The sequence below is a fragment of the Paenibacillus sp. EZ-K15 genome (assembly GCF_002573715.1).
Lineage (GTDB): Bacteria > Bacillota > Bacilli > Paenibacillales > Paenibacillaceae > Paenibacillus_AQ.
Genome location: NZ_PDHM01000028.1, coordinates 361,698 through 384,767, shown reverse-complemented (window position 1 = coordinate 384,767; position 23,070 = coordinate 361,698). Strand labels below are relative to the sequence as shown.

The window sequence follows — 23,070 nt, the reverse complement described above, 5'->3', positions numbered from 1 at the left end:
GTGAGTTCGAATTCAGATGTCAGATTATCGAACAAAAATGACCCGCAATCGGTCACTTTTTCCAAAGGGCCTCATGCGGGTCATTGACTCAAACTTATTGATTTAATCGATTAAATGGGTAACTTGCAACAGACGCTGCATCAAGGCTACCGTTTCAGCCCGCGTCATCGTGGATTTCGGAGTTAATCCCTTATCTCCGCTTCCTTGGACAATATCTGCCGACAGCAAGGTTGCTACGGAAGGTCGGGCCCATCTTGCTACTTGGGCCGCATCTTCATATCCTGCGAGCAGTCTGCTAATTTCTGTTTCGCTAATTGCATGGCCTGGCTTGATCAATTGATAGCCTCGAGCGATCATCGCCATTCCTTCTTCTCTTGTAATCGTCTGGTTACCACGGAACGCGCCGTCGTTATAACCGAGTACGATGCCGAATTCACTGGCAATCGAGATCGCATTGCGATACCAGGCAGTTGCCGTAACGTCGTCAAATGTTGTTTTTGGCTCTTCCTGACGCATCAGCCCAAGACCCAATACCACAATCTCAGCAAATTCAGCCCGGGTCACATTTCGATTCGGAGCGAACATATTGCCACCATTCCCTTGCAGGTCAAGGCGAGCAGAGATGTTGTTCACTTCCGTTTGAGCCCAGTGAGTTCTCACATCATCGAAATCCTGCGGATTCCAGATAACCGAGTACGAACCACTGCTGCGTAGATCATGAATCTGCGCGTAATAACGATCCCCGATCTTCGTAACTACGGTTGGCAGATGATATACCGAGCCATCCGGATTGACCACAACGCCTGTCGTAATACGATTCGGGTCGATACCTTCCGGCAGAGCGATATATTTTGGAGCATATCCGTTCAATTGCCCGGATTTTACGGTCTGACCATTTCGGCTAAAAGTCATTTCCAGGTCGACCGGATCAACCAGCAACTGGTAGCCTGCCGATGTTGCTTTGTTCTTGGCATTGTTTCTCAAAGTCTCCGAGGAGCGTTTAATGTCGATATGAACGGCGATATCGTTGAGCGCAGCATTTCCCAGCTGCCCGGACACTGAATTCAAGTCCAATTGCTTGCTAGGCACCGGGTAGATAGCTAATGGATTCCCGATGTCAAGGCTTGCTCCCTTATCAGCTAACAAACGAATGTCCGCAGCCGTTAAACCATCAACCTGCATATTCCCATCATTCGGAGATTGAATGGACAGCTTCTGACCTGTTCCATTCGTTAATATGTCTCCAAGCTTATCTCTGTTTACCTGTACAGAAGTTTGCTTGTTACCTTCAGAGGTGGTTGTCTTCCCTGTGGCAAACCCACCGTCGTTACCGTTCACGGACGTATTCACGCCAGGGTCCGTTGGGGGCGGTGTAGTCGTAGGCGGCGTAGAAGGCGTTGTACTGCCTCCGCCGTTGCCTCCGCTATCACCTCCGTTATTACCTCCGTTATTATTGTCACTGGAGCCTCTGGTGATGGTCAGCGTATATTCCGTCACATTTCCCTGGGAATCCGTTACCTTCACAACAATCGTATTGGTGCCGAATGCTAACGGCAATTCATCACTTGCAGAGCCGTTAGGAGCTCCTTGCCATGCCCCGCCATTAAGCGAGATTTCGATCGTGGCGTTCGGGTCATAAGTTGCCAGCGTTACGGTTGTATTGTAAACATCTTGGGTCACCGAAGCCTGATAATGGGTCACTCCCCCGTTAAAGGCTGGAGAGATCGCAATCGGTGTTCCATCCCCACGTTTTAGTTCGAGACCCGATAACTGTGACTCATCTGTTGCGTCTACCGTAACGACCTTGGAGTCTTTGGACACCTTGCCATTTTTCTCTGCCGTTACATTGACTGTGTATTTTCCGTCTTTTAAGTCTTCGGACGGAGTGAAGCTCCAATTTCCATTGCTGTCTACGTCCACTTCGCGGGTCGCAACTACCTTACCGCTCTCATCTTTCAACTCAACGATGACCTTTGCATCCTTGTCCGCGATACCTTTGAATTCCGGTTTGGCCACGTTGACTTTTTCACCGCTTGGTTCAGTAATCTGTACATTCGGTTTTGTGGTATCTACCGTCACATTTTTCTTTTCTGTGCTTGTCTTGCCGTCCTTTTCAGCAGTCACCTCAACCACATAGTCGCCATCAGGCAACTCTTGGTCAGGTGCAAAGCTCCATGTACCATCCGGATTCACTTTGACCTGAGGAGTTCCGATAAGCTTGCCGTCTTTATCATAAATAGCTGCGGTGACTGTTGCACCTTGAGGAACGCTCCCCTCAAACTCAGGCTGGGCCACATATACCGTATCGCCGCTCGGCTCCGTGATTGTAACCCGGGGCTTGAGCTGCTCTTGTGCATCTTTCAGCGCTTTCAGGGCTGCGTCTACCTCGTCTTGGGTTTTGCTGCGATTTTCAAGGATCGTTTTGGCATCTTCCAAAGCTTTTTCAAATTCAAGCCATTCTGTCTCAGCATAGTCTTCTTCTTTTAATTGATCGGCTACCGCTTTTGCTTTTGTAAGCTCGGTAACATTCACAAAAGAAAGGGTCTTCTCGGCGCTAATTACAACATTGTTGTCGCCAGGCATATCGCCGTATTCAACAATATATCCTGTTACTGAAGCGTTGGTTGGAGAGTAATCGTTCCACTTACCCGCTTTATTTCCGGGTCCAAAAATATGCGCAACGAATTCTGTTCCACTATGGTCATTTGGCTCGCCAACATCCCAGTTGGTATACAAAAGGTCTTTTCCGCTGCCTGTATAACCTTGATAGAATTTCGTGCCTTGCCCGCTGTTCTCCAAGCCTTCCGGCCCCGTTACCCAGCGCCAGTCACCATTTTTTTTAGGTGTGCTTGCATCCCGCTCGATATCTTTTGCACCAAGCCAACCGATACCTAATGTCTTTTCTTTTACAAAGGTATTTTCCTCCAGACTTGTAATCGTAACGAGGTACCCTTTACGTCCAAAATATTCACTGTTCTCGGCCTCAGCCTTTGCCACATCCCAGGTAATTGAGCTGCTTGTTTTTATATATTTATAAAAATGGCCGTTAGCTTCATAAGGAAGAGCATCGCCGAGCGTGAATTTGATGGTTCTTTCTGTTGTTACGCTGGAGGTTGTCGAAAAGGTAACGCTAGACAATACCTTTTTATAGTCTTCAACCGAAGCTGCACCCGTTAATGTCAGGATACCATTAGCAGGATTATAAGTTCCTGTGATTCCGCTTGCTAAAGTAACCTTCAATGTATCCCCAGCTACGAAATTTTCAATAACTACTGTAGCGGCATTCAAGTTTTTCGTGTAGACGGATTCTTGAACCGTAACTGCTGAATCTACAATAACCGGGGGAGTGGTTGTCCCGTCAATCAGATCATAACTGGTGTTACCGTTAGATGTGGTGATTAAAGCCTCCTGTGGTTCAGCAGCACTCACTTCATTCGGAGCTAATCCTGCTGGTAAACCACCAATGACCAGGATACTGCTCAGGAATAACGCTGCCTGTTTTTTCTTGAAAAGCTTGATCAAATTTCCCATCCTCTCTGTTCTGATCTCTAACCTATTAAAGGAATTAATAGTCTTTACTCGGTTGTTATTTTTCCTCAATATGGTAGGGTTGAATTTGATGGAATTGTATCACGCAAATCTCTACAAGAACTCTACATTGGCTGTTGCATTTTGCATGAATTGCTCACATAAATGGAAATTCGGACGAATGATGGGAGGGGAAGGCGGTTGTTTAAAAGCTAAACCCATAAAGAAACGCCCTCCGTTATACGAAGAGCGTTTCTCTTTCAATCTATTCTCCTTGAAAAACCGAGTTCGGATACTTCACTTCCGGATAGTCCTCAGTGGGACCGGCCAGAAGCTTACTCTCGGTTCCGCGTAAATGCTGGTTAAAAAACTCCAAAAGATAGCGATTGACGATTTCTGCACCCCTTGCTCCATTAATGCTTCCTGTCATGCCGGTTAGTCTGATGAGCGGAGAGTAGAGCTGAAGATCGGTGAAGTTATAATGTCCGGCTCCTTCGATATAAATGGTCCGTCCTTGTCCTTGTTGCGATAGGCGGTCCATCAGCTTCAGCTCCAATTCCCGATTCGCCAGAATGTTGTCGAATTGTTCACGCGTTAACCGGAGTCCCTTGAGCTCTGCCTCCGTGGCCGGGGTATTGCGGTACTTCGCCTGCTTCTCGTTTATATTCGTAAACTCTTCCGATTTCAGGAACATAAACGGTTTCTTCATGGCATCCCGGTTCTCCGTTATGAACAATGTACCATCCATATTCACGCCGGCTTTGATTCGCGGGTTGGAATAAACAGCTTCAAAAGCTGCTGCCCCACCGAAGGAATGACCCATCATGCCGATGTTGTCCATATCCAGCATTCCCTTGAATTTGCTGGCGATGGCGCCTGAATGCAGCTTCTCCAACTGATCCACGACGAAGGCGATATCCTCGTTCCATACATGTAAAATGGCGCGGCTGTCCTCAAACAATCGATCCTGAGACTGTTCCGTAAGGAAACCGGTCACGCGCTTATCCGGAAAAGTAGTCACAACGGTACTGTAAGTATGATCGATGGCGAATACGATATAACCGTGGCTGGCAAGATGTTCAGCCTGCGACGTATGCAAAATTTTGCCGACCCCCATGCCGTGCGATAGCAGCACCACTGGATACGGATTGTCCGCGGGATGCAAATCGGCATGGATAGATGAATTGGCCTGGCTGTATTTCCAGTAGTCGAGAGCGGGAGCGGGAAGGCCCAGATATCCGGAATAAGCTTGCATATAGGTATGGAACAGCCCTCTGTCTTTAGGGAACACCATATTTTCCTCGGCATTTCGGCCAGACTCCGCAGCAGGGTACCATACCTGAACGATAAGTTCCCGTTTGTCGCCCTTCTGCTCGGTAAACGTTTCTTCCCGGTCGGTATCGGTAAAATGAAACGTTTCCGTTCCCACATTGAACTCGCCTGAAGGCTTCGGTAAATGAAAGATCGGCAGTAATACCGATAAGGCAACCGATCCGCCCAGAAAAATAATAGATAGGGTCAATATCATGAAACGAAGCGGTTTCGTGATCTTACTGCGCCTGAATAAGACGAAGGCGACAAGCAATGCGGCGATGATATAGGCTGGGATCATCTGCCACCTATAGCCCTCAAACAGCAGCTGCGCAGCTAACAGTGAACCACAAGCGATGCCGGCTATAGCCCCTGTCCTCCGGTTGATTGTGTTACGGAACAGTAAGTCCATCAGCACCAAAACGCAAGATGTGACTAACAACATTTCCAATACTCGCATACGTTCTCTCCCTTATTGCTCCATTTTCTTTTATCGTAACGGATCAAGGTTAAAACGAACGGCCAGTTCCGTTTAAAAATGGTTTAAATATGGGGTGCTTGAACTCAAAACAACCTTTGCTGACATAGAAGTTAGCAAAGGTTATTTTTATGCTTTCATTATTTTTCAAAAAGCTCTTTGGCTTCAAGCAGAAGCAGCAGCTCTGCAATAGCAGGAGCAAGCTTATCGTTACCGTTCAGCATCGCGGTGAAAAGAGGAATCGCCTCCCTTAGCAGCACATAACTGAAGTAATAATAGCTGATAAAGGCCTCCGACTCATAGCCAGGCGGCGTTTCCTCCTCCCATCGCGATTCATCCTCTTCCTCGTTCTCCGGCCATAAGTACTTTTCGTCCAGCAGCTTGTCCATCGTCTCCATCGTATGCTGCGAATCCATATACTCCACGGTTATGGCAGAGGCTACGGCCATGTACAGCTCAACTTCCTCCGAGGTGACCTGCTGTGGTGTCCGCTTGGCAAGCTTACGCAGGAGTATAAGCAGGGCCCACGGCGTTGTCTGCCACAGGGTCCCTTGGTGCTCGATCAGGTTGGCCAACTCCTCATACTGCCCGGTCTCCATGAGGCTCGGAATGTCCGTTCCTCTTCCATAGGCGGTCGTCAACCGCTGCCAGGGAACGCTGGCTGTCGTATGGGTCAAAGCGTTCATTTCGATCTCCTCCTTCAAGTCATAAACAAGGGGCGCTGTGTCCAGGGTTGTTTACAGCCACCCTTTATCCTCGGCGATCGCCACGGCCTGCTGCCGGGATTCGGCATCCAGCTTCTGTATGGCTGAGGAGAGGTAGTTGCGAACGGTTCCTCTCGTCAGAAACAGGGCTTTGCTGATCTCCCCTGTGGTCATCCCTTCCTTGGTTAAGCGAAGCATTTCGATTTCCCGTTCGCTGAGCGGGTTCTCTTCCTTCATGAAGAGTGCGGCCGCCAGATCGGTGCTCACAACCCGCTCGCCTTTCATGACCCGCCGGATGGCCTCGATCAAGAAATCGATCGGCTCGTCCTTTAACAGATAGCCCTCCACCTGCGCATCCATCGCTTTTTGCAGATAACCCGGGCGCGCGAAGGTCGTCACGATCATGATTTTGCAGGGCAGACCTGCTTGACGTATGGACTCGGCCAATTCCAGGCCGCTGATATGAGGCATCTCGATATCGAGCAGGCACACGTCCGGCTGATGCTGCTGGATCGCGTCCCAGGCTTGCTGCCCGTCAGGCACCTCGGCCACGACCTCGATGTCATCTTCGAAATTAAGCAGTGAGGCGAATGCGCCGCGAAGCATTTTTTGATCTTCCGCAATGACGATTCGAATCATGAAGCGTCCTCCTTTTCATGTCGGCGAAGGGGGAGATTCAAGGATACCCTGGTGCCTCCCTCAGGCGCCGGGGCGATGGCGAAAGAGCCGCCCAGCGTCTTCATCCGCTCCATGATCGACGGGATGCCGTTTCCGTCGCTGTTCCCCGCCGGCCCCACGCCATCATCCGCGATGTAGATTCCGAAGGCATGGTCCTTCGTTTCCAGCCTAATGGTGCACCGCTTGGCCTGGCTATGCTTGATGATATTGGTCATGGCTTCCCGAACACAGAGCGCAAGCATCGTTTCCTCTACGCTGGATAACAGCGGAAGCTTCTCCGGATTCTCGATGCTCAGCGATATTCCCGCCGTATGGAGCAGCTTGGCTGCATGCTCCAGCTCGGTCGCCAGCGAGATGAACTTCATATCGGATACCAGCTCCCTCACTTGCTTCAGGGCCGTTCGGGTGGTATCCAGAATCTCGCCTAGCTCTCGCTTGGCTTGGGCAGCATCCTTATCCACCCATTTCGTCGCCAGCTCGCTCTTCATTTTGATCATCATGAGGGTCTGTCCCAAGGTATCGTGGAGATCCCTAGCGATTCGCTGTCGCTCCTCCTGCTGGATATACTTTGCGATCTGCTCGTTGGCTTCATCCAGCTCCCCTTGCAGGCTTTTCGCTTTCTCCTTAATGTAGATGACGATCGGATATACCGATTGAATGATCATGATCGGAAGGTAAATGGCATTGGACGTTTCGAGCAGCGGTTCCTTTCGGAAAACGAACACGAGCAGGAATGATAGGGCAATGGCCCCGCTGCCGATGGCGATATGCACCTTGGACTTGGACCGGCCCAGCAAGTCGGCAAAAATGATCCCGAACAGCAGGGTGCTCGGCCCCGTATACACCCCGAGTACGCCTACGGCGAACAGGCCCGTCAGCACGGCAGCCAACAGCCAGCCGCCCCGGCGCCACAGCGCGATATAGAACGAAACAAGGAACAGCAGGAGCAGCAAGAGGCTGCCCCACAGTCCCAGCGCCGTATCTGAACGAAACACCTGGTAGCATAAGAATACGGTCAGTATGATATCGATGAGCAAATAACTTTTAATCTGATCCCTCGGGTACAACTTATAGAACATATCAAGCCCCCAATTTCGGCTATCTTGATTCGAAGAAACCTATCGCCTGTTTGCGGACGGTCTCCATGGGTCCCAGCTTAAAGCCGCGGAGCCATAGGGACGACATGCCCAGCAGAAATGCGGAGATTACCAACCAGATCGCGATAATGGCCGCTGAATTCAGCTTGCCGGCAAGGCCCAATCCCCAGCCGTAAAAAACAGCGGATGCGATGAGGTTCTGGAGCACATAGCAGCTTAGCGACATTTTTCCGACGTTCTCCAGACGGCGCCATAGCCATTCCCATTTCGTATATTGTATCATTCTCGCCATGATTGCTATATACCCCATGGACATTAGCGGGGCGAATAAATATCGCACCGGTAGATCGAAAGCGCCGCCGGGGATAAAAATGAGCAAGTTGAGCGGCACACCGACATATATCCCAAGCTTGAATAGCGTTCTGCGCAGTTTTTGGCCGTTCTCATCCGGGGAGAATACCCCTGCCCGCATGAAGCGAACCCCCAGCAGGAACAGAAACACATTGGTCGGAATCACGAGGATAGCCTCCATTCGCAGCGGAAGGAAGTTCGCCAGCCGATATTGAACTTGCTCCATCCAAGTGCCTTCTTGATAAAGAGCAACGACATCGCCAAAACTACCCAACGATACATGGCCACCGCTCGTCAGCATCAGTCCCGCGAGGGCCAGAATTGCAATGGCGAAGACGCTGCCGATCACGTTCATCGTGCGGGCGATGAGCCGGTCGCCGCCCTTTACGATGAAGGCTGCAATGATTGCGGTAACTCCATAACTCATTAAGATGTCATACTCCATGACCAATATAAAATGCAGCAGGCCTTCGAGGACCAGAAACAGGACGGCCCATAAATAAACACCCGGCCACGGCTTTCCCTTGCGCTTGGCCTGCCGGTACTTCATTTCCAGGCCGACGCCGAACATGATTGTCAGCAGTCCGAGCAGCTTCCCGTTCACCAGGAATAAGACGATCATGCGAAGTAAGTCATTCGCTCCCCACCAACCGGAATGATCAAAGGTTGTAATGTAGCTGAGGTCCCCGGCATATGCGAAGATCCAAATATTCGTCCCAAGCGTTCCCAGAATCGCAAAGCCCCGCAAAATGTCCAGCAGGCGGATTCTGTCTTTTCGTTGTACCATCTCCGACTCCCTCTCTCCTTGTTGATTCTCTCGTGTTTTTATTGTAGATGCGATCCGTTTGATGCAACATTCACACCTGTAAAGAGATCCGTATGACACGTGTCATAACATTTGGAAGAAGGGAATTGGGCAAGCGATGATGGGGCTATCGTCACCACTTGAAAATTGTGGAATAATGGTTAGGAGCATTGCCAATTGAGGTTCGTTGACGGAAATGAATCTACTCAAAAATAGGAGGATGATCATGTACATCGTATCTGAACCCAGGCTTCTATCAGATGGTCGAAATCAGGAGATTGCCAGGGAGGAGGCCGCTGTTTATCCGCCGGGCTACCTGCGGTTTTTGCAGCGATTCGGCGAAGGGACTTACCGAGGATGGATGAATGTCCAGTTACCGGATACGGAGGTGCTTCAGCCTTTTGCCGAGTACGGGTTATGGGAGCACGATGAAGACAGCCCAATTACCGAGCAGCAGATTGCAGAGTGTATCACAATAGGCACAACGGTAGACGGTGATTTTTTGGCCGTGCATCCTAAGACGTCCGGTCTGCTGTGGTTGCCCCGGCATGAGGAGCGTATAAAGGCGATTTCGCTGCAGGCACGGGAGGACGATGAAGACCTGTACGCGGAAGTGCTGGACGAAATATATCGTCAGGTGTATGGGCGCAGCCAAGAGGAAGCCGTTTATTATGAACCGTGGACGGGTACGCGGAGTCATCTCTTCTTACGCTTGCCCCCGGTGCAGGATGGGCTGTCATTACCTGAGTTGGCGGGAGTGTGTCAAGCGGCCTTTCCTTCTGATCTGTCTATTGAAACGCCCTATGTTTGCCTTTTGTTCTACCGGGAAATGGGCGGATATGTACGATTCAATTATGCTTATCAGCAAGAGGTAGCCGTCTTCTATGAACAGGATGCAGAGCAGGCGTTTGCCGTTATGGAGGCATGGCTCTTGTCGAAAGGGTGCGAAAGGATTTCATAACACTTAGATTATTATCGGCACTCATCATGAGAGAAACTGTGTTCAAGTTCAAGATAAATTTAGGCAGGCCATACTATTTAAAGGGTCTACTGAAGGGGGACATGGGGTGAAGCTAGCTTTTACGCTGGATACACACGGAACGTGCGTAGGCCAATTGAGGGACGAGCTGCTGCCGTTAGAGGAAATAGCCGCCGCCTGGAAGTTTCCATTCGATATCTTTGTTGTATTTCGCGTTTTACCGGAAAGTTACGGCCGGCAAACATCCAGACGTTTTGATAGCAGGGATCATACGCTTGAATTGGATATCAGCCTAAGCTATGAGCAGTATCAACGAATGTCCAAGCACGAGCAACGCGAGGCACTGGGTATTTATCTCTACGACTATCTGTCGGAATCCATTGCTAAATATAAAAAGCATGCAGATGCGGTAACCCAGAATCAGCTGTTGGACCGGGTGAAGGAATGGATGCTCGAAAACGGTTGGCTAAATGGAAAAATCCATCAGGCACGGGAGCTTCTATCGCAAGACATCGACCTCTATGAGATCAGCCGAACGCTACAAATGCCGTTGGAAGAAATGGAATACATGTATCTCCGCTTGAATGGCCATGAGCCTGCAGACGTCCATCCCGATAACATCGCAGCAGAAAAAGCTCCGCCATTTCCTTTGTAAGCATTAAGGAGCTGTTCATGGGGTAGGAACCGATCAAGCGGCAAGCTAGAGCTGTCCCAAATCTCGAAGCACCGTCTCCAGGATCAGCCGCGTATCCTCATTGAGCTTGTTGTTCAAATGCTCTCGGATGTAAGGGACAGCCGTTTCGCCGAGTTCGATCAACTGCTCATACGCTTCATAGTCGGTTTTCCAGAAGCTGTACGGGCTGCCCTTGCTGAACTCTCCCTGCTCGATGACGGTAACCCAGTGCATAACCTGCTCCCGGAGGGGCTTTTGCTGTACCGCATTTATGGCCGCCCGAAAGGCTTCGTCTTTCTCTTTGACGTCAGGCATGGCCTTGTACAGCAGCTCTTCGCTGACACATCGTCGAAGCAGCTGACTGGTCGTCAGGGAATCCCCCCCGACGCCGTCCGCCGCTGAGACATAGGCGATGAAATCATCGGTTCGACGGAGCCGCTCAAAGTCGTGCCGCAGGCGATGGATCACATCGATGGCAATCAAGAATAGCTGCGAGTCGAAGAGCTCTTTTTCAAACAGATAACGCTGCTCGATATCGAGATAACCGGGCTCCTCCAACATGATGCAGGCATACATGCCAAGCCATGTCCCGAGCCGCTCCGGCATGGTTTCGTACATAAACGGATAGTCAGCTTCCGCGTATTTCAATTCATAATAAAGCTGCTCCCGGATCCGGTCATCCCCTCGCTCTGGATGCCGCTTCCGTTCATATTCGAGGGCATGCTCCACGCTTTGGTCCAGACCTTCGAGATTGTTGATGTATATGACGTAACTGCCGTGATACGTATCGGTGTAAATGGAAAAAGCATAGATATCCTGGTTGTTCCCTTCTGAGACGTAGTTGTCCATAGCCGATTGGCAAAACTCGTACAGCGCATCCTCCAGGTTTTTGGAGCTTACTAGAATTACGTCATTCGTCTGGATGGAATCCAGCTCGACGATGGTCTTATCGGGGGCACAGAGTATGTAAAGCCCGCTGCCTTCCAAGTCCCGTCGCCCACTGATTAGTTTGCCGATATGCATGTCGTACGCACTCATTGCTTTGAACAACTCCTTTGATTTGATCGTTTATGCCATATTCAACGCTTGCCGGAGGCATTCCTGCCTTACAAGTCATGTGAAAAAGGGAAATTTCATTCCAATTATTGAATTCAGGAAGAAGCATACGTACACAGGATTTTCGCAGGGAGGAAAATAGATGATCGTTCTGAAAGATATCGGTAAATTCGAAGAGCTGCCGGAAATAGCCATGAACATCTACAAAGGAAACATTCCGGCTTTGCAGGAAGCAATCGCCGCAGGCTGGGATATCGAGGAGGGCATCGTACTAAGCAGATATACGACGTTAAGCCCACTCGATCTGGCGCTGGTCTCGCAGCGAATGGATGTTGTGAAGCTGCTGGTCGAACACGGCGTTAACCTGAATGTCCATCATAATCCGGCTTTTTTAAAGGCTGTTCGCTATGGAAAGGAAGATATCGTTCGGTATATCGCTGCGCAAGGCGCCGAACTGGATAAACTCAATCAAATCGGGTCAGGTGCATATGCACAGGCCTATTACGGCAACAAAAAAAACATCCCGCTCATTCATGAGCTGGGATTGGATATCAAGCTGCATGGCAGCGCTGTACTGCGCCAAGCCGTGTCGGACCATGACTATAAGACCCTCGATTATCTACTCGATCATGGGGCGGACATCAATTATAATCAGCCCGACATGGTCTATCCTTATCGAGCCACTCCGTTAACTGTTGCCGTGCGGATGGGGAATCTTGCCATGGTAAAGCATTTGATTGAACGAGGCGCGGACGTGACGATAGCGGAAAAGGACGGTGAACGACCATATACGATTGCTGTGAGCAATAAGGATACCGCCTTGGCGGACTACTTGAAATCGCTGGAGCCGGCCGAGTTTCATAGTTTGGAGAACAAGAAGTATGCGCTGAAAAAATATAAATTGACCGATGAACTCGTCCGCTTTCTGACAGGAGACCAGCTGCGGCTTGAGCTGCCGCAGAATGAATATGAAATCGGGTATATCGATTTCTTCACCCTGACGGATACGATCGAGATGAAAGTCGGCCGACAAAAGCTTCTGCGCCTGTCAGCCGACATTGACAATTACTCCGATCTGCAGCTCGTATGGAATCCCAAGAAAAAGGGCTTGATTGGTTGTTACGATGTGGAGCATCAGACATACGCCGATCTATGCAGCTTTACCGAGTTCCTCGCGCAGCCTGAATCGTACCTCATCCGTTTTCTTGAGGGAGAGCTGTAATCGAGAATTCATGGTCAAGGTATATAGGCGCCTACGACCTCGAATTTCAACTCATTGTCTATGGTCATATGCCTTACTTCGATGATATTGCCTTGTTGGAACGTTGGGATGCTTATGATCGGGATAACGGTCCTTACGACGGTATGGATCGTCCCGCCATCCGGTTTCGTGACGCTTAGGTCGAGCAACACTTCAGGTTGATTTTCGACCTCCACATTCGTTTGCTGGATCGAGTTGATCTGCGCTTGAGCTGGAGTACCGCTCGCGAGAATCGTCTTGCGCTGCACGTTTCGTTTGTTGTTCGCCCGTAATTCCTTGGCAAATTTCGTGATGAAGATTGTCGGCGTGATCAGTGAGAAAATGACGATGATCACAATAAGGGTCGTCAATGGCTGCACCTCGCTTTCCAATCATGATCGGGAATTCGAAAATCGTTCGGCTTCCATTTTAAGTTTATTTTAACAAAAAAGATAAGTCCAGAGGTTTCGCTTATTTTGTTCTAGGCCTCATTGCTGCAGGACTGGCTATTAAGCCGGAATCACTTGGCATCGCATGGACTAAATCAGCAGGAGGAAAGGGTCCTTTAACCGGATTCATATCATAGGTATGGAAAATTACGCGAATATTTTAGCTGAGCGCAAGGACTGTATACTGTATGAGGCCGGTCGAGGTCCATCTACAGGACAAAGTACGGGCTGGATCGGCGGCAATGCCCCGGCCTATTTCGACGACAAAGCGGATACCATCAGGAAGGTGACCTGGGCTATTACTTCTATTTAAGTCTTATTCATCCTTTCAAGCCGGCATCTATGATTTCTATTTTCATCCCTAATGACTATGAGAAATACGTGAAGCACAATCAATATCCTGATTGCTCTATCAAGGTGATGGAGCACGCAATGACCGATGAGAGCTTGAACGATCATTTTGCGCACCCGGACCTGACCAAGCATCTTATTTCGCATCGTGAGACATGCAGCGACCTCCATTCGATGGATCAGTCTTTCCTGATCAAATTAGGCGGGAGCCCGAGACTGGTCCAAGATGAAGATTATTATTCGGCCAAGCTGAGGGAGGAAGGAAGGCCGTGCACAGCGGAGATATCGTGTCGGCTCCTCAAGGAGCATGCGAATTCATTGCTCTGCATATTCAGACCATCGTCCAATACGGCGGACGTTATATTGTGGCGACTCTTCATTCGTATACGAATCAACCGTACTGCAACCTGCCCGAGTGCTTCGTGGGCTGGATGATGCGCAAGAAACCCAGCTCCGGTGAAATATTTGAGCCTTCGATGTTACTCCATTCGATATCGAGCAGATTATGGAAGAATATGTTGTGTGAGTGCGGATGTTATTGAGGGCTTTATGATGAGGAGCAGCTTATGCTGCTCCTTTTTCTGGATCGGAGAGTAAGCGGTAAGCTTCCGGTTACGCCTGAATTCTGGTATTCAGCATTTCTAAATAGTGAGCATTGTACATAATTCCCAGAACGTTGCCGAATGGATCCGTGACGGATGCCGTGATAAATCCTTCTCCCCGGTGTACGAGAGGTTCGTACTCTACAGCACCCCATGGATTTCAATTGGCTGAGGGTGGCTTCTACATCATCAACATGCCAGTACATAATCGCACCGCCGGGGCCGGATGTTGGTTGTGCAGGGGCAAAACGGCGATCGATGAGACCCAGTTCGTGCTGGTAGTCTCCAATCCGAAATTCGGCATAGGCCAGTTGACCATCGGGTCCCGGACGTTCTAAGTAAGGTGCAATACCCAGCAGATCCGAATACCAAGCCTTTGCCGCTTCCATATCGTCCGCCCAGTAACTGATGGTTGCAAATCCTCGCAATGTTGGGTGTGTGCTCATCATTTATTTTCCTCCTATAACCCGTTATGTTTGGTGTTATAGCTAGTATGAGCTGCGATGACTGATGGCGTAATGTCAGTGTTGATTATGTCTTCAACTTTTTATTTATTCCCTTGGCGCACTTTTAACAGCTTGCCTTTTACCGTCGTGTTTTTCATGATTTCAAGCACAAGAGGTCCCTTGCTATTCAGGATTTCAACATCAGTCACAAAATCGTGGATCGTAATAATCCCAATATCGTCTGCGGTTACCCCTTCAAGCTTGGCAATCGTCCCGACAAAGTCCACGGCTCTAAGCTTCTTTTTCTTGCCGCCATTGAAGTTAAGCTTCATAATTTGTTTGTTTAATTGCTCGCGCTTATCTTTTTTTAGTTCAGGTTGAATTTTTAGTTTGTGCTCGAAAGCTTCTCGCCGGCGATCGACGGCTTCGATGGAGGGAGCTTTCACTTCTGATATAGGAAACCCAATATACGCTTCAATGTCGGCTAATCTCTTGTCGTCCTTCGGTGTGACGAAGGTAATCGCTTTTCCCGTCTTGCCTGCGCGTCCTGTACGCCCTGTGCGGTGAACATAGCTTTCCTTCTCAAGCGGGATATCGTAATTAATAACATGGGTGATATTCGTGATATCGATACCTCTGGCGGCTACATCCGTCGCTATCAAGTAACGGAATTGTCCTCTTCTGAATGCATTCATGACCTCGAAACGCTCTTCCTGTTCCATTCCACCGTGAATACGATCACATGGATAACCGAGATCAGCCAATGATCTGAACAGTTTATCTACATGCTCCTGCGTGCGGCAGAACACAATACAGCTATCCGGACTCTCAATAATGAGCAAATCTTGAAGAAGAGCGAGCTTGTTCGTCTCCATCACCTGAATGAGCGTGTGTTCTATCGTCGCAGTTGTTATACCACTGGCTTGAATCTCTATGTGGGCAGGCTGGTTCATATATTTGTGGGCCAAATTGGCCACATCCTCAGGAAACGTAGCAGAGAATAACATGGTGACCCTGTCACGAGGCAGCTTTTGAATAATCGACTGAACCTGCTCAATAAAGCCCATATTCAGCATCTCATCTGCTTCGTCAATGACGAGATAGGCAATCTTATTGAGCGAGAGCGATCCGCGTTCAATATGGTCCAGCACACGTCCCGGCGTACCCACAACCATGTGCGTTCTTTGCTTTAACTCGGCTTTTTGTATATGGAAAGGATGTTTCCCAAAAAGAGGTGTTGCTTTGATCCGCTTAAAACGCCCAATATTCGTGATATCTTCGTTGACCTGTAATGCCAGTTCGCGGGTTGGCGTCAGGATTAATGCCTGCGGCTTATTCTCATTCCAATCCACGAGTTCGCAAAGCGGGATACCATAAGCAGCTGTTTTGCCGCTACCTGTTTGCGATTTGACCACAAGGTCCCTTTTCTCAAGCGCAACGGGAATGACTTCCGTCTGTACCTCTGTCGGTGTATTATAGCCCAAGCTATTCAGCGCGTTAACTATCGCTTCGCTTAATTGATAATCCGTAAAATGTTTCCTGCTCATCTTCAACCTCTTCTACGCTATATTCGAATACCTATATATACAGACTTTCACCGTCTATCATATACTCATCCATTATAATCTGAATCCAATGATATGGATCGGTACATTCATGAACGAAAAAAGCCCTTAGATAACTATAACCGTAAATCGGTTGATGAATACACAACGTATAAAAGATTCGGTCTTCATATCGGATAATACTTTCTTTCCGGCTACTGTCATGAAGCCTAATCGATCTAACCGTCGGACGCGCTCTTTATTAAGCTCTGACCAGTTGCTCATTTTTTTCCTGGGTGAGAATCGTTGTGCTGTCTGCGCGGTATCCATTTTTTGCGTGTGCTGTCAATCCAGCCCAATACAGGGCCTCTTCAACAGAATCCAAGTAACTTGCCGAATGATCTTTCATTGTAATTAACTACACAATAATATTCTGTGCTGTGGTTGTCACTTAACCAATTTGGCTATTCTTGCCGAGTTCGAACGTGTACCGTTTTATTGATTACCATGATTCTCGTCATCCGGGGATTCGTGAGTTCAGCATCTCTACATAGTGAGCATTGTACATAATTCCCAGCACGTTGCCGAATGGATCCGTAACGGATGCCGTGATGAATCCTTCTCCCCGGTGTACGAGAGGTTCGTACTCTTCAGTCCCCATGGATTTCAATTGGCTGAGGGTGGCTTCTATATCATCGACATGCCAGTACATGATCGCTCCGCCGGGGCCGGATGTTGGTTGTGCAGGGGCAAAACGGCGATCGATGAGACCCAGCTCGTGCTGGTAGTCTCCAATCCGAAATTCGGCGTATACCAGTTGCCCGTCGGGACCTGACCTTTCGAAGTATGGCGTTATACCCAGCAGATCGGAATACCAAGCCTTTGCCGCTTCCATATCGTCCGCCCAGTAACTGATGGTCGCAAATCCTCGCAATGTTGGGTGTGTGCTCATCATTTATTTTCCTTAACCTGTTATGTTTGGTGTTATAGCTATAATGAGCTGCGATAACTGACGGCGTTATGTCAGTGTTTTAGCTTTTTCAGGGCAGAAGGATTATTCGGGATTGCTGATGAGGAACCGTATCACATTCTCCCACATAATTCCCTTAAAACCTCTTCTGTTCTTTTTATCAGCCGATCCATATCTTCTTCCTTCACGACCTCTAAACTCTGCTGATCCTCATAAATTACAAAATTTAACTTGCCAACAAACACCACGATTTCAAGCCCGGGGTTGTAGTCCGTATGTAATAGTTGCAAGAGATCAACCAGTGTCAGCTCTGAGCTGGGTAGTGTTCTGTTCTCATAAATAAATAGAGCTCGGATCATGGCCATGAGAGCAGAATGACAAAGGATGAGGGACGTCATGAACCGATTGTGATTTCTCATGATATGAGCTAATTTCATATGATATTTAGCAAGTTGACAATAATCTTTTATTATATGATGCAAACTATTCTCCATAACGGCTGCCTCCTAACGGAAAAAGGGAAGTGTTATATACATTTTAATACTTATAGGTATTAATTTAAATAATAATATTTATTGTTTGGTGTTTGCCTCGATGAAACTTGTCTACACTTTTGACATGAAGAGGTGAATGCCGTGATAGATAAGGAAATATTAAAGCTTGTAGGAACCCGGATACGTGCTCTACGCAAGGAGAAGGGCTTGTCGCAAGAAGCACTTGGTGAGAAGGGTGGATTTCATTTTTCATATATAGGACAGATTGAACGTGGTGAAAAGAATGTATCGTTATTAAATTTGTATAAGATTGCTGGGGCTCTTGATGTCAGTTTGATTCAGCTATTTGCATATGTGGATGAAGAGTTCTTGGTTACCTCTACGGAGAGCGATATTCAAGATATTGTTGGATTACTTCATGAAGCCAATGATGAGAAGCTGCGTTTGGCTAAAAATGTGCTGAGGGAAATTTTAAGAGGTAATGCTACATAGATTATTTGTCGACTCCATGCTGGCGGTTAATGTGGGCTGAACTATTATAATGCGTACTCTTCCCGTAAGACTGCCTTTGAAACAAATTTCTAAACATCATTAAGTTTATCTGTATTGCAAGTGCTCCAGTCTTCCATGCTGGAGAGGGCCATGTCGGAATGGTATAATCTCAGAAAGGATGATTAGAGTGGGAGGCGTGAAGCAATGAGTGAGGAGCTTTTGGAGCAGCTGGAAGAGTGGCACGAAGAGGATGAATTCGAAGAAATCGTAGATGCGATTATGGAGATCCCTGAGGAAGAGCGGGATTACGAGCTGATCAGCCATTTGGGCAGAGCGTTGAATAATCTCGAACGTTATGAAGAAGCGGTTGAGCAATTCCTATCCATTCAAGAAGAGGGCAAGGATGATCCCTTGTGGCATTACCGCATTGGCCTTGCTTATTACTATTTGGAGCGGTATGAAGATGCTCGGAAAGCGTTTGAAGTGGCCGATCACCTGGATCCCGGCGATGAGGATACGCTGGAGTTTCTGGAATGGATTCGGAACAAAACCGCTCCGAAACCTGTTAAGGAGTCCACTGCGGTGTCTTATACCGACCCTGATGTGCTGAATTTCTGGGATGATAGTGCCCTTGAGGCAGACCAATACGTTTCGGCTCCACCTACGGATGAATTGATTGAATCTGTGGAGGAAGCACTGGTCTTCAAGCTGCCAGCATCTTATATTCAAGCAATGAAATTACATAATGGCGGGATTCCCCGGAACCGGAAGTTCCCTATCGGGGATGGAGCGCAGGATTATATTGAAATCACAGGTGTTTTGGGCATTGGACGAGAGAAGAAAAAATCATTGTGCGGAAGCTTGGGCAGCCGTTTTATGATCGAGAATGGCGGATACCCTGAGATTGGCGTGGTCATTTGCGATTGTCCTTCCCAGTCCGAGGTCGTAATGCTGGATTACCGTTCATCCGGTAATGACGGGGAGCCCGAGGTTATCCATGTGGACAAGGCCAATGATTACAAAATAACCCGAATTGCTTCGAACTTTGAGGCTTTCATTGGCGGCTTGGAAAAATAACATAAGTATAAAATGAATAAAGCATCTCCTGAGTGGGAGATGCTTTCTCTTTGTATATGTAAAGATGGGGGTAATATTAGTTCTCCCGATGATCCATAGTATCCACGATGTCTTTAAGTACACGAAAGAGCAGCTTACTTTCAGCCAATGTACGAGAATAAAGAAGCGAGCTGATGGATTCTAGGATCTCTGCCTTCTCACTTGCAGTATCCAGACTCTCTGTCTCGTGGAACTGGAACATAGCTGCTGACGATACTCCTAGTCCCTCGATGATTTTTTCCAGTGTTTCAATGGATATATTTCGTTCCCCACGTTCTACCGTTCCTATGTAAGAGGCGTTTATCCCAGCCTTTTCTGCTAGTTCCTCCTGTGTCATTCCCTGTTTTTTTCTAAGCTGCTTGATTCGTTCACCTATCATTTTCAGGAGCATCTTTAACCACCTCTATTCCAGATTAAAGAAGTAGTATGGGAACAAACAGAATATAATATTCGATATTTCATTGTAAATAGTGCTTATATACACTAAAATGAAGTTATACATCCAAGTGTCTCCAACTTTAACTTTAGCTAAAGGATAAGGTGCACAAAGAATGCAATATCTGAATGTGTTGTTAGAATCTTTGGATGATGAGAAGCAGGCATACTTTTATGGGGAGCGCTTAGTAATCGATTATGTATTGCTTACAGCTATTCAGCGTGAAGCTGAGGAGGTCAATAAAAGGCTTCGTGAGGAGATTTATCGTCTGATGAATAACATCGTTGGAAGCCTTCACGTCAATTTGTTTATTGTTAAAGTAAATTATCTGGTGGATGAAGCCATCCTTGCATTCATGGATGTTTGCGGGAACAAAAAGGAAGGTCGATGTGTAGCACAAAAAAGACTAATGGTGTGGATTGCAGAAGAAGATCGTCATGACTTTCAGATCTATGGATATTATCGGCTTCATCAATAGAGCTTCCCATTGAATTAGTCCCATTTCCAATCCATCCGTGATGCAATATTTTTTGCATCCTAAAATATTCCAACCTGTGCTAAAATGGATACAAAAAAGAAAGTTAGGGAGGCATTTAATTGATAGGGCGCAGTGGGAATCCGACACTAAACGAAGAAACATTTGAGAGAAGTGGGTATTATAACGGCCAGGAAACGATGACGATTGGCGGAACGGTGAACAAATCGTTCATGCTGCTCGCGCTGCTGATCGGGGCAGCGGTCATTTCATGGGTTATGTATTTTAACGGGTATGATGTATTGCCGTTCTTGATCGGGGGAGCCATAGGCGGCCTTGTTCTGGCGCTAATCATCAGCTTTGTTCCGAAGGCAGCGCCTTACTTGGCACCGATCTATGCGATCGTGGAGGGATTTGTCCTCGGTGCATTATCCGCTCATTACGAAGATTTGTATTACGGAATCACTTTGCAAGCAGCTTTACTGACGATGTGCATATTCCTCGGTATGCTGCTCGCTTATAAAACAGGTCTGATCCGGGCAACTGCAGGCTTCAAAAAGGGGATCATTGCTGCAACCATCGGCGTTGCACTTGTATACCTGTTTAGCTTCGTTCTGGGCATGTTCGGTGTGGCGGTGCCTTACCTGCATGACAGCACTCCGATCGGCATCGGAATTTCGGTTGTCATCATCATCATTGCTGCTCTGAATTTCATACTCGATTTTAACTTTATCGAAGAGGGAGCACAGCAAGGTGCACCCAAATATATGGAATGGTACGGCTCTTTCGGTTTGTTGGTTACGCTCGTATGGTTGTACATCGAAATTATCCGGTTGCTGGCGAAGCTGGCGAACCGGGATTAATATCTGGATTGGTATGGTCAACATCGCTGTCGAGGCATTCTCGACAGCGATTTTTTTAAGATATCAGAAAGTATAAACTTCGGAGGATCTGCCTGCCTGATATCGCAAGAAAAACTACCGCTAAATGCGGTCTTTCTTCTTTGAGAGTACGTCGATAGACGTTTTTCTTATGGTATGGAGTGTAGCTTTGAACCAGCAGAATAATAAATTTCCTTCAGTAAACCCTACAAAGAGCGACTTGTGTTTAAATAATAAGTAGATACTGTCATCATCATACTGCTTGAAGAAGGAGATCCCATGACCAATAAGAAAGCCATGATCGATATAGGTTGGAATTTTGATAACAGTTATGCCGAACTGCCGGAGTCCTTTTTTACCAAACAAGATCCCACGCCTGTGCCCTCACCGGAGTTGGTAATCCTTAATGAGCCATTGGCGGCATCTTTGGGTTTAAACGCCGAGGGGCTGAAGAGCCCAGCGGGCGCAGCGATGCTCGCGGGCAACGAGATACCCGAGGGAGCATCTCCGCTCGCACAGGCTTATGCCGGGCACCAATTCGGGTATTTTACGATGCTGGGCGACGGCCGTGCGATCCTGTTGGGTGAACAAATCACGCCGCAGGGTAAGCGTATGGATATTCAGCTCAAGGGCTCGGGCCGGACGCCGTACTCCCGTGGAGGAGATGGTCGGGCGGCTCTGGGTCCGATGCTGCGCGAATATATCATCAGCGAGGCCATGCATGCGCTGGGAATACCGACCACCCGCAGCCTGGCGGTGGTGTCCACCGGACAGCCTGTCACTCGTGAGAGGGAGCTGCCGGGTGCAATTCTGACCCGCGTGGCCGCGAGTCATGTGAGAGTGGGGACGTTTCAATACGTAAGGGGAGCGGGCACAACCGAGGATCTGCGGATTCTTGCAGACTACACCCTGCAGCGGCATTACCCGGAGGCGGACCTTGGTGACGGCGCGAACCGTTATCTGGTCTTGCTTCAGGAGGTCATCAAGCGTCAGGCCGCTCTAATCGCCAAGTGGCAGCTCGTTGGTTTTATCCATGGTGTGATGAACACCGATAATATGACCCTCAGCGGTGAAACGATTGATTATGGCCCTTGTGCCTTCATGGATACCTTTGACCCGAATACGGTATTCAGCTCCATCGATTCTCAAGGCCGCTATGCTTATGGCAACCAGCCGTATATTGCGGCTTGGAATCTCGCAAGATTGGCCGAATCCCTGCTGCCTCTGCTGCATGAAGAAGAGGAGCAGGCCATCAAGCTGGCCGAGGGTGCGATCGGAACCTTTACCGATCTGTATCACGAGCAGTGGATTGCAGGCATGAGAGCCAAGCTAGGGATCTTCCATGAAGAGAAGGATGACGAATCCCTGATCGAAGATCTCCTTAAGATGATGAAAGATCATCAGGCGGATTATACCAACACCTTCCGTGCGTTAACGTTTGACAAGCTGGAGGATACACCTCTAAACGGCACGCCGGAGTTAGCTTCCTGGTATGAGCGCTGGCAGGCGAGACTTGGCAGCCAGCAGGAATCGAAGGAACAATCCCATCACTTAATGCGCAACAGCAATCCGGCGGTCATTCCGCGGAACCATCGGGTGGAGGAAGCGCTGGAAGCAGCGGAGCTGGAAGGGGACTATAGTGTGATGGAGCAGCTGATCCATGCGCTGTCCAATCCATACGCGCATTCTCCGGAACAGGCGGAATATGCTATCGTTCCCGAGCTGTCCCGTCCATACCGAACCTTTTGCGGGACGTAAGGGTACGGGAATGCTCCAAGAACCTCAACGAGGCCAAGCAAGAATTACCTTGCTTGGCCTTTTTCATCATTCATGAGTCGAGATGCATACAAAAAAGCCCCTGGACCGGTGTCCAAGGGCTATAAATCGTATGGCTATTTTTTTCGAGACCTTATT

Annotated in this window: 21 protein-coding genes and 1 pseudogene; 9 read left to right on the top strand and 13 right to left on the bottom strand. The window is 48.4% G+C overall.

The features are described from left to right. Window positions 1-102: 102 nt before the first annotated feature. From CRG97_RS32085 to CRG97_RS32060, 6 genes are all read right to left on the bottom strand, one after another. Window positions 103-3,522 carry an S-layer homology domain-containing protein gene (locus tag CRG97_RS32085; protein WP_161952980.1) on the bottom strand — a complete coding sequence of 1,140 codons (3,420 nt, stop codon included), beginning with the start codon at window positions 3,520-3,522 and terminating at the stop codon, window positions 103-105. A 271-nt stretch (window positions 3,523-3,793) separates the two neighbouring features. Then, a complete protein-coding gene (locus tag CRG97_RS32080; protein ID WP_098749511.1) occupies window positions 3,794-5,299 on the bottom strand; it encodes an alpha/beta hydrolase family protein in 1,506 nt (501 codons plus the stop codon). A 158-nt stretch (window positions 5,300-5,457) separates the two neighbouring features. Beyond that, a complete protein-coding gene (locus tag CRG97_RS32075) occupies window positions 5,458-6,003 on the bottom strand; it encodes a hypothetical protein (protein ID WP_098749510.1) in 546 nt (181 codons plus the stop codon). Between the two features lie 51 nt (window positions 6,004-6,054). Further along, window positions 6,055-6,660, bottom strand: coding sequence for a response regulator transcription factor (locus tag CRG97_RS32070; protein ID WP_098749509.1), 606 nt, complete (start codon window positions 6,658-6,660; stop codon window positions 6,055-6,057). Next, window positions 6,657-7,778, bottom strand: a complete 1,122-nt coding sequence (locus CRG97_RS32065; protein WP_098749508.1) for a sensor histidine kinase — start codon at window positions 7,776-7,778, stop codon at window positions 6,657-6,659. The genes CRG97_RS32070 and CRG97_RS32065 overlap by 4 nt, the downstream gene beginning before the upstream one ends. A gap of 19 nt (window positions 7,779-7,797) precedes the next feature. Next, a complete protein-coding gene (locus tag CRG97_RS32060) occupies window positions 7,798-8,934 on the bottom strand; it encodes a DUF418 domain-containing protein (protein WP_098749507.1) in 1,137 nt (378 codons plus the stop codon). Window positions 8,935-9,178: 244 nt separating this feature from the next. On the opposite strand from CRG97_RS32060, the gene CRG97_RS32055 reads away from it, so the two are divergent. Together CRG97_RS32055 and CRG97_RS32050 are read left to right on the top strand one after the other, a co-directional pair. Next, window positions 9,179-9,913: a hypothetical protein gene (locus CRG97_RS32055; RefSeq protein ID WP_098749506.1), complete on the top strand. Its 735-nt coding sequence runs from the start codon at window positions 9,179-9,181 to the stop codon at window positions 9,911-9,913. A gap of 106 nt (window positions 9,914-10,019) precedes the next feature. Continuing rightward, window positions 10,020-10,586: a hypothetical protein gene (locus tag CRG97_RS32050; RefSeq protein ID WP_098749505.1), complete on the top strand. Its 567-nt coding sequence runs from the start codon at window positions 10,020-10,022 to the stop codon at window positions 10,584-10,586. A gap of 45 nt (window positions 10,587-10,631) precedes the next feature. On the opposite strand, the gene CRG97_RS32045 is transcribed toward CRG97_RS32050, so the two are convergent. Further along, window positions 10,632-11,642 carry a DUF4303 domain-containing protein gene (locus tag CRG97_RS32045; RefSeq protein ID WP_098749504.1) on the bottom strand — a complete coding sequence of 337 codons (1,011 nt, stop codon included), beginning with the start codon at window positions 11,640-11,642 and terminating at the stop codon, window positions 10,632-10,634. Between the two features lie 160 nt (window positions 11,643-11,802). Here CRG97_RS32045 and CRG97_RS32040 point away from each other — a divergent pair, with 160 nt between their 5' ends. Next, entirely contained in the window at window positions 11,803-12,882 is a 1,080-nt protein-coding gene (locus tag CRG97_RS32040; RefSeq protein ID WP_098749503.1) for an ankyrin repeat domain-containing protein, read from the top strand. Window positions 12,883-12,896: 14 nt separating this feature from the next. On the opposite strand, the gene CRG97_RS32035 is transcribed toward CRG97_RS32040, so the two are convergent. Then, entirely contained in the window at window positions 12,897-13,280 is a 384-nt protein-coding gene (locus tag CRG97_RS32035; protein ID WP_237566635.1) for a hypothetical protein, read from the bottom strand. Window positions 13,281-13,963: 683 nt separating this feature from the next. Here CRG97_RS32035 and CRG97_RS33910 point away from each other — a divergent pair. Then, window positions 13,964-14,194: pseudogene (locus tag CRG97_RS33910) on the top strand (cytoplasmic protein); the annotation flags it as partial. Between the two features lie 53 nt (window positions 14,195-14,247). On the opposite strand, the gene CRG97_RS32020 reads toward CRG97_RS33910, so the two are convergent. The 4 genes from CRG97_RS32020 to CRG97_RS32005 all read right to left on the bottom strand — a co-directional run bounded on the left by CRG97_RS32020 (window position 14,248) and on the right by CRG97_RS32005 (window position 17,756). Continuing rightward, window positions 14,248-14,751, bottom strand: coding sequence for a VOC family protein (locus CRG97_RS32020; RefSeq protein ID WP_098749502.1), 504 nt, complete (start codon window positions 14,749-14,751; stop codon window positions 14,248-14,250). Between the two features lie 98 nt (window positions 14,752-14,849). Continuing rightward, window positions 14,850-16,295: a DEAD/DEAH box helicase gene (locus CRG97_RS32015; protein WP_098749501.1), complete on the bottom strand. Its 1,446-nt coding sequence runs from the start codon at window positions 16,293-16,295 to the stop codon at window positions 14,850-14,852. Window positions 16,296-16,809: 514 nt separating this feature from the next. Beyond that, window positions 16,810-17,244 (bottom strand): VOC family protein, encoded by a 435-nt coding sequence (locus CRG97_RS32010; protein ID WP_098749500.1) that lies wholly within the window; start codon window positions 17,242-17,244, stop codon window positions 16,810-16,812. A 131-nt stretch (window positions 17,245-17,375) separates the two neighbouring features. Further along, on the bottom strand, window positions 17,376-17,756 hold the full coding sequence (locus tag CRG97_RS32005) for a HEPN domain-containing protein (protein WP_098749499.1): 381 nt from the start codon (window positions 17,754-17,756) through the stop codon (window positions 17,376-17,378). Window positions 17,757-17,897: 141 nt separating this feature from the next. Here CRG97_RS32005 and CRG97_RS32000 point away from each other — a divergent pair, with 141 nt between their 5' ends. Both CRG97_RS32000 and CRG97_RS31995 read left to right on the top strand, forming a co-directional pair. Next, window positions 17,898-18,248: a helix-turn-helix domain-containing protein gene (locus CRG97_RS32000; RefSeq protein WP_098749498.1), complete on the top strand. Its 351-nt coding sequence runs from the start codon at window positions 17,898-17,900 to the stop codon at window positions 18,246-18,248. A 204-nt stretch (window positions 18,249-18,452) separates the two neighbouring features. Then, a complete protein-coding gene (locus CRG97_RS31995) occupies window positions 18,453-19,325 on the top strand; it encodes an SMI1/KNR4 family protein (protein WP_098749497.1) in 873 nt (290 codons plus the stop codon). Between the two features lie 76 nt (window positions 19,326-19,401). On the opposite strand, the gene CRG97_RS31990 is transcribed toward CRG97_RS31995, so the two are convergent. Then, on the bottom strand, window positions 19,402-19,755 hold the full coding sequence (locus CRG97_RS31990; protein ID WP_098749496.1) for a helix-turn-helix domain-containing protein: 354 nt from the start codon (window positions 19,753-19,755) through the stop codon (window positions 19,402-19,404). A gap of 160 nt (window positions 19,756-19,915) precedes the next feature. Between CRG97_RS31990 and CRG97_RS31985 the strand changes: the two genes are divergently transcribed. From CRG97_RS31985 to CRG97_RS31975, 3 genes are all read left to right on the top strand, one after another. Then, window positions 19,916-20,278: a hypothetical protein gene (locus CRG97_RS31985; protein ID WP_098749495.1), complete on the top strand. Its 363-nt coding sequence runs from the start codon at window positions 19,916-19,918 to the stop codon at window positions 20,276-20,278. 119 nt (window positions 20,279-20,397) lie between these two features. Then, a complete protein-coding gene (locus CRG97_RS31980) occupies window positions 20,398-21,138 on the top strand; it encodes a Bax inhibitor-1/YccA family protein (RefSeq protein WP_098749494.1) in 741 nt (246 codons plus the stop codon). 297 nt (window positions 21,139-21,435) lie between these two features. Beyond that, window positions 21,436-22,914, top strand: a complete 1,479-nt coding sequence (locus tag CRG97_RS31975; protein WP_098749493.1) for a protein adenylyltransferase SelO — start codon at window positions 21,436-21,438, stop codon at window positions 22,912-22,914. The last annotated feature ends 156 nt before the right edge of the window (window positions 22,915-23,070 follow it).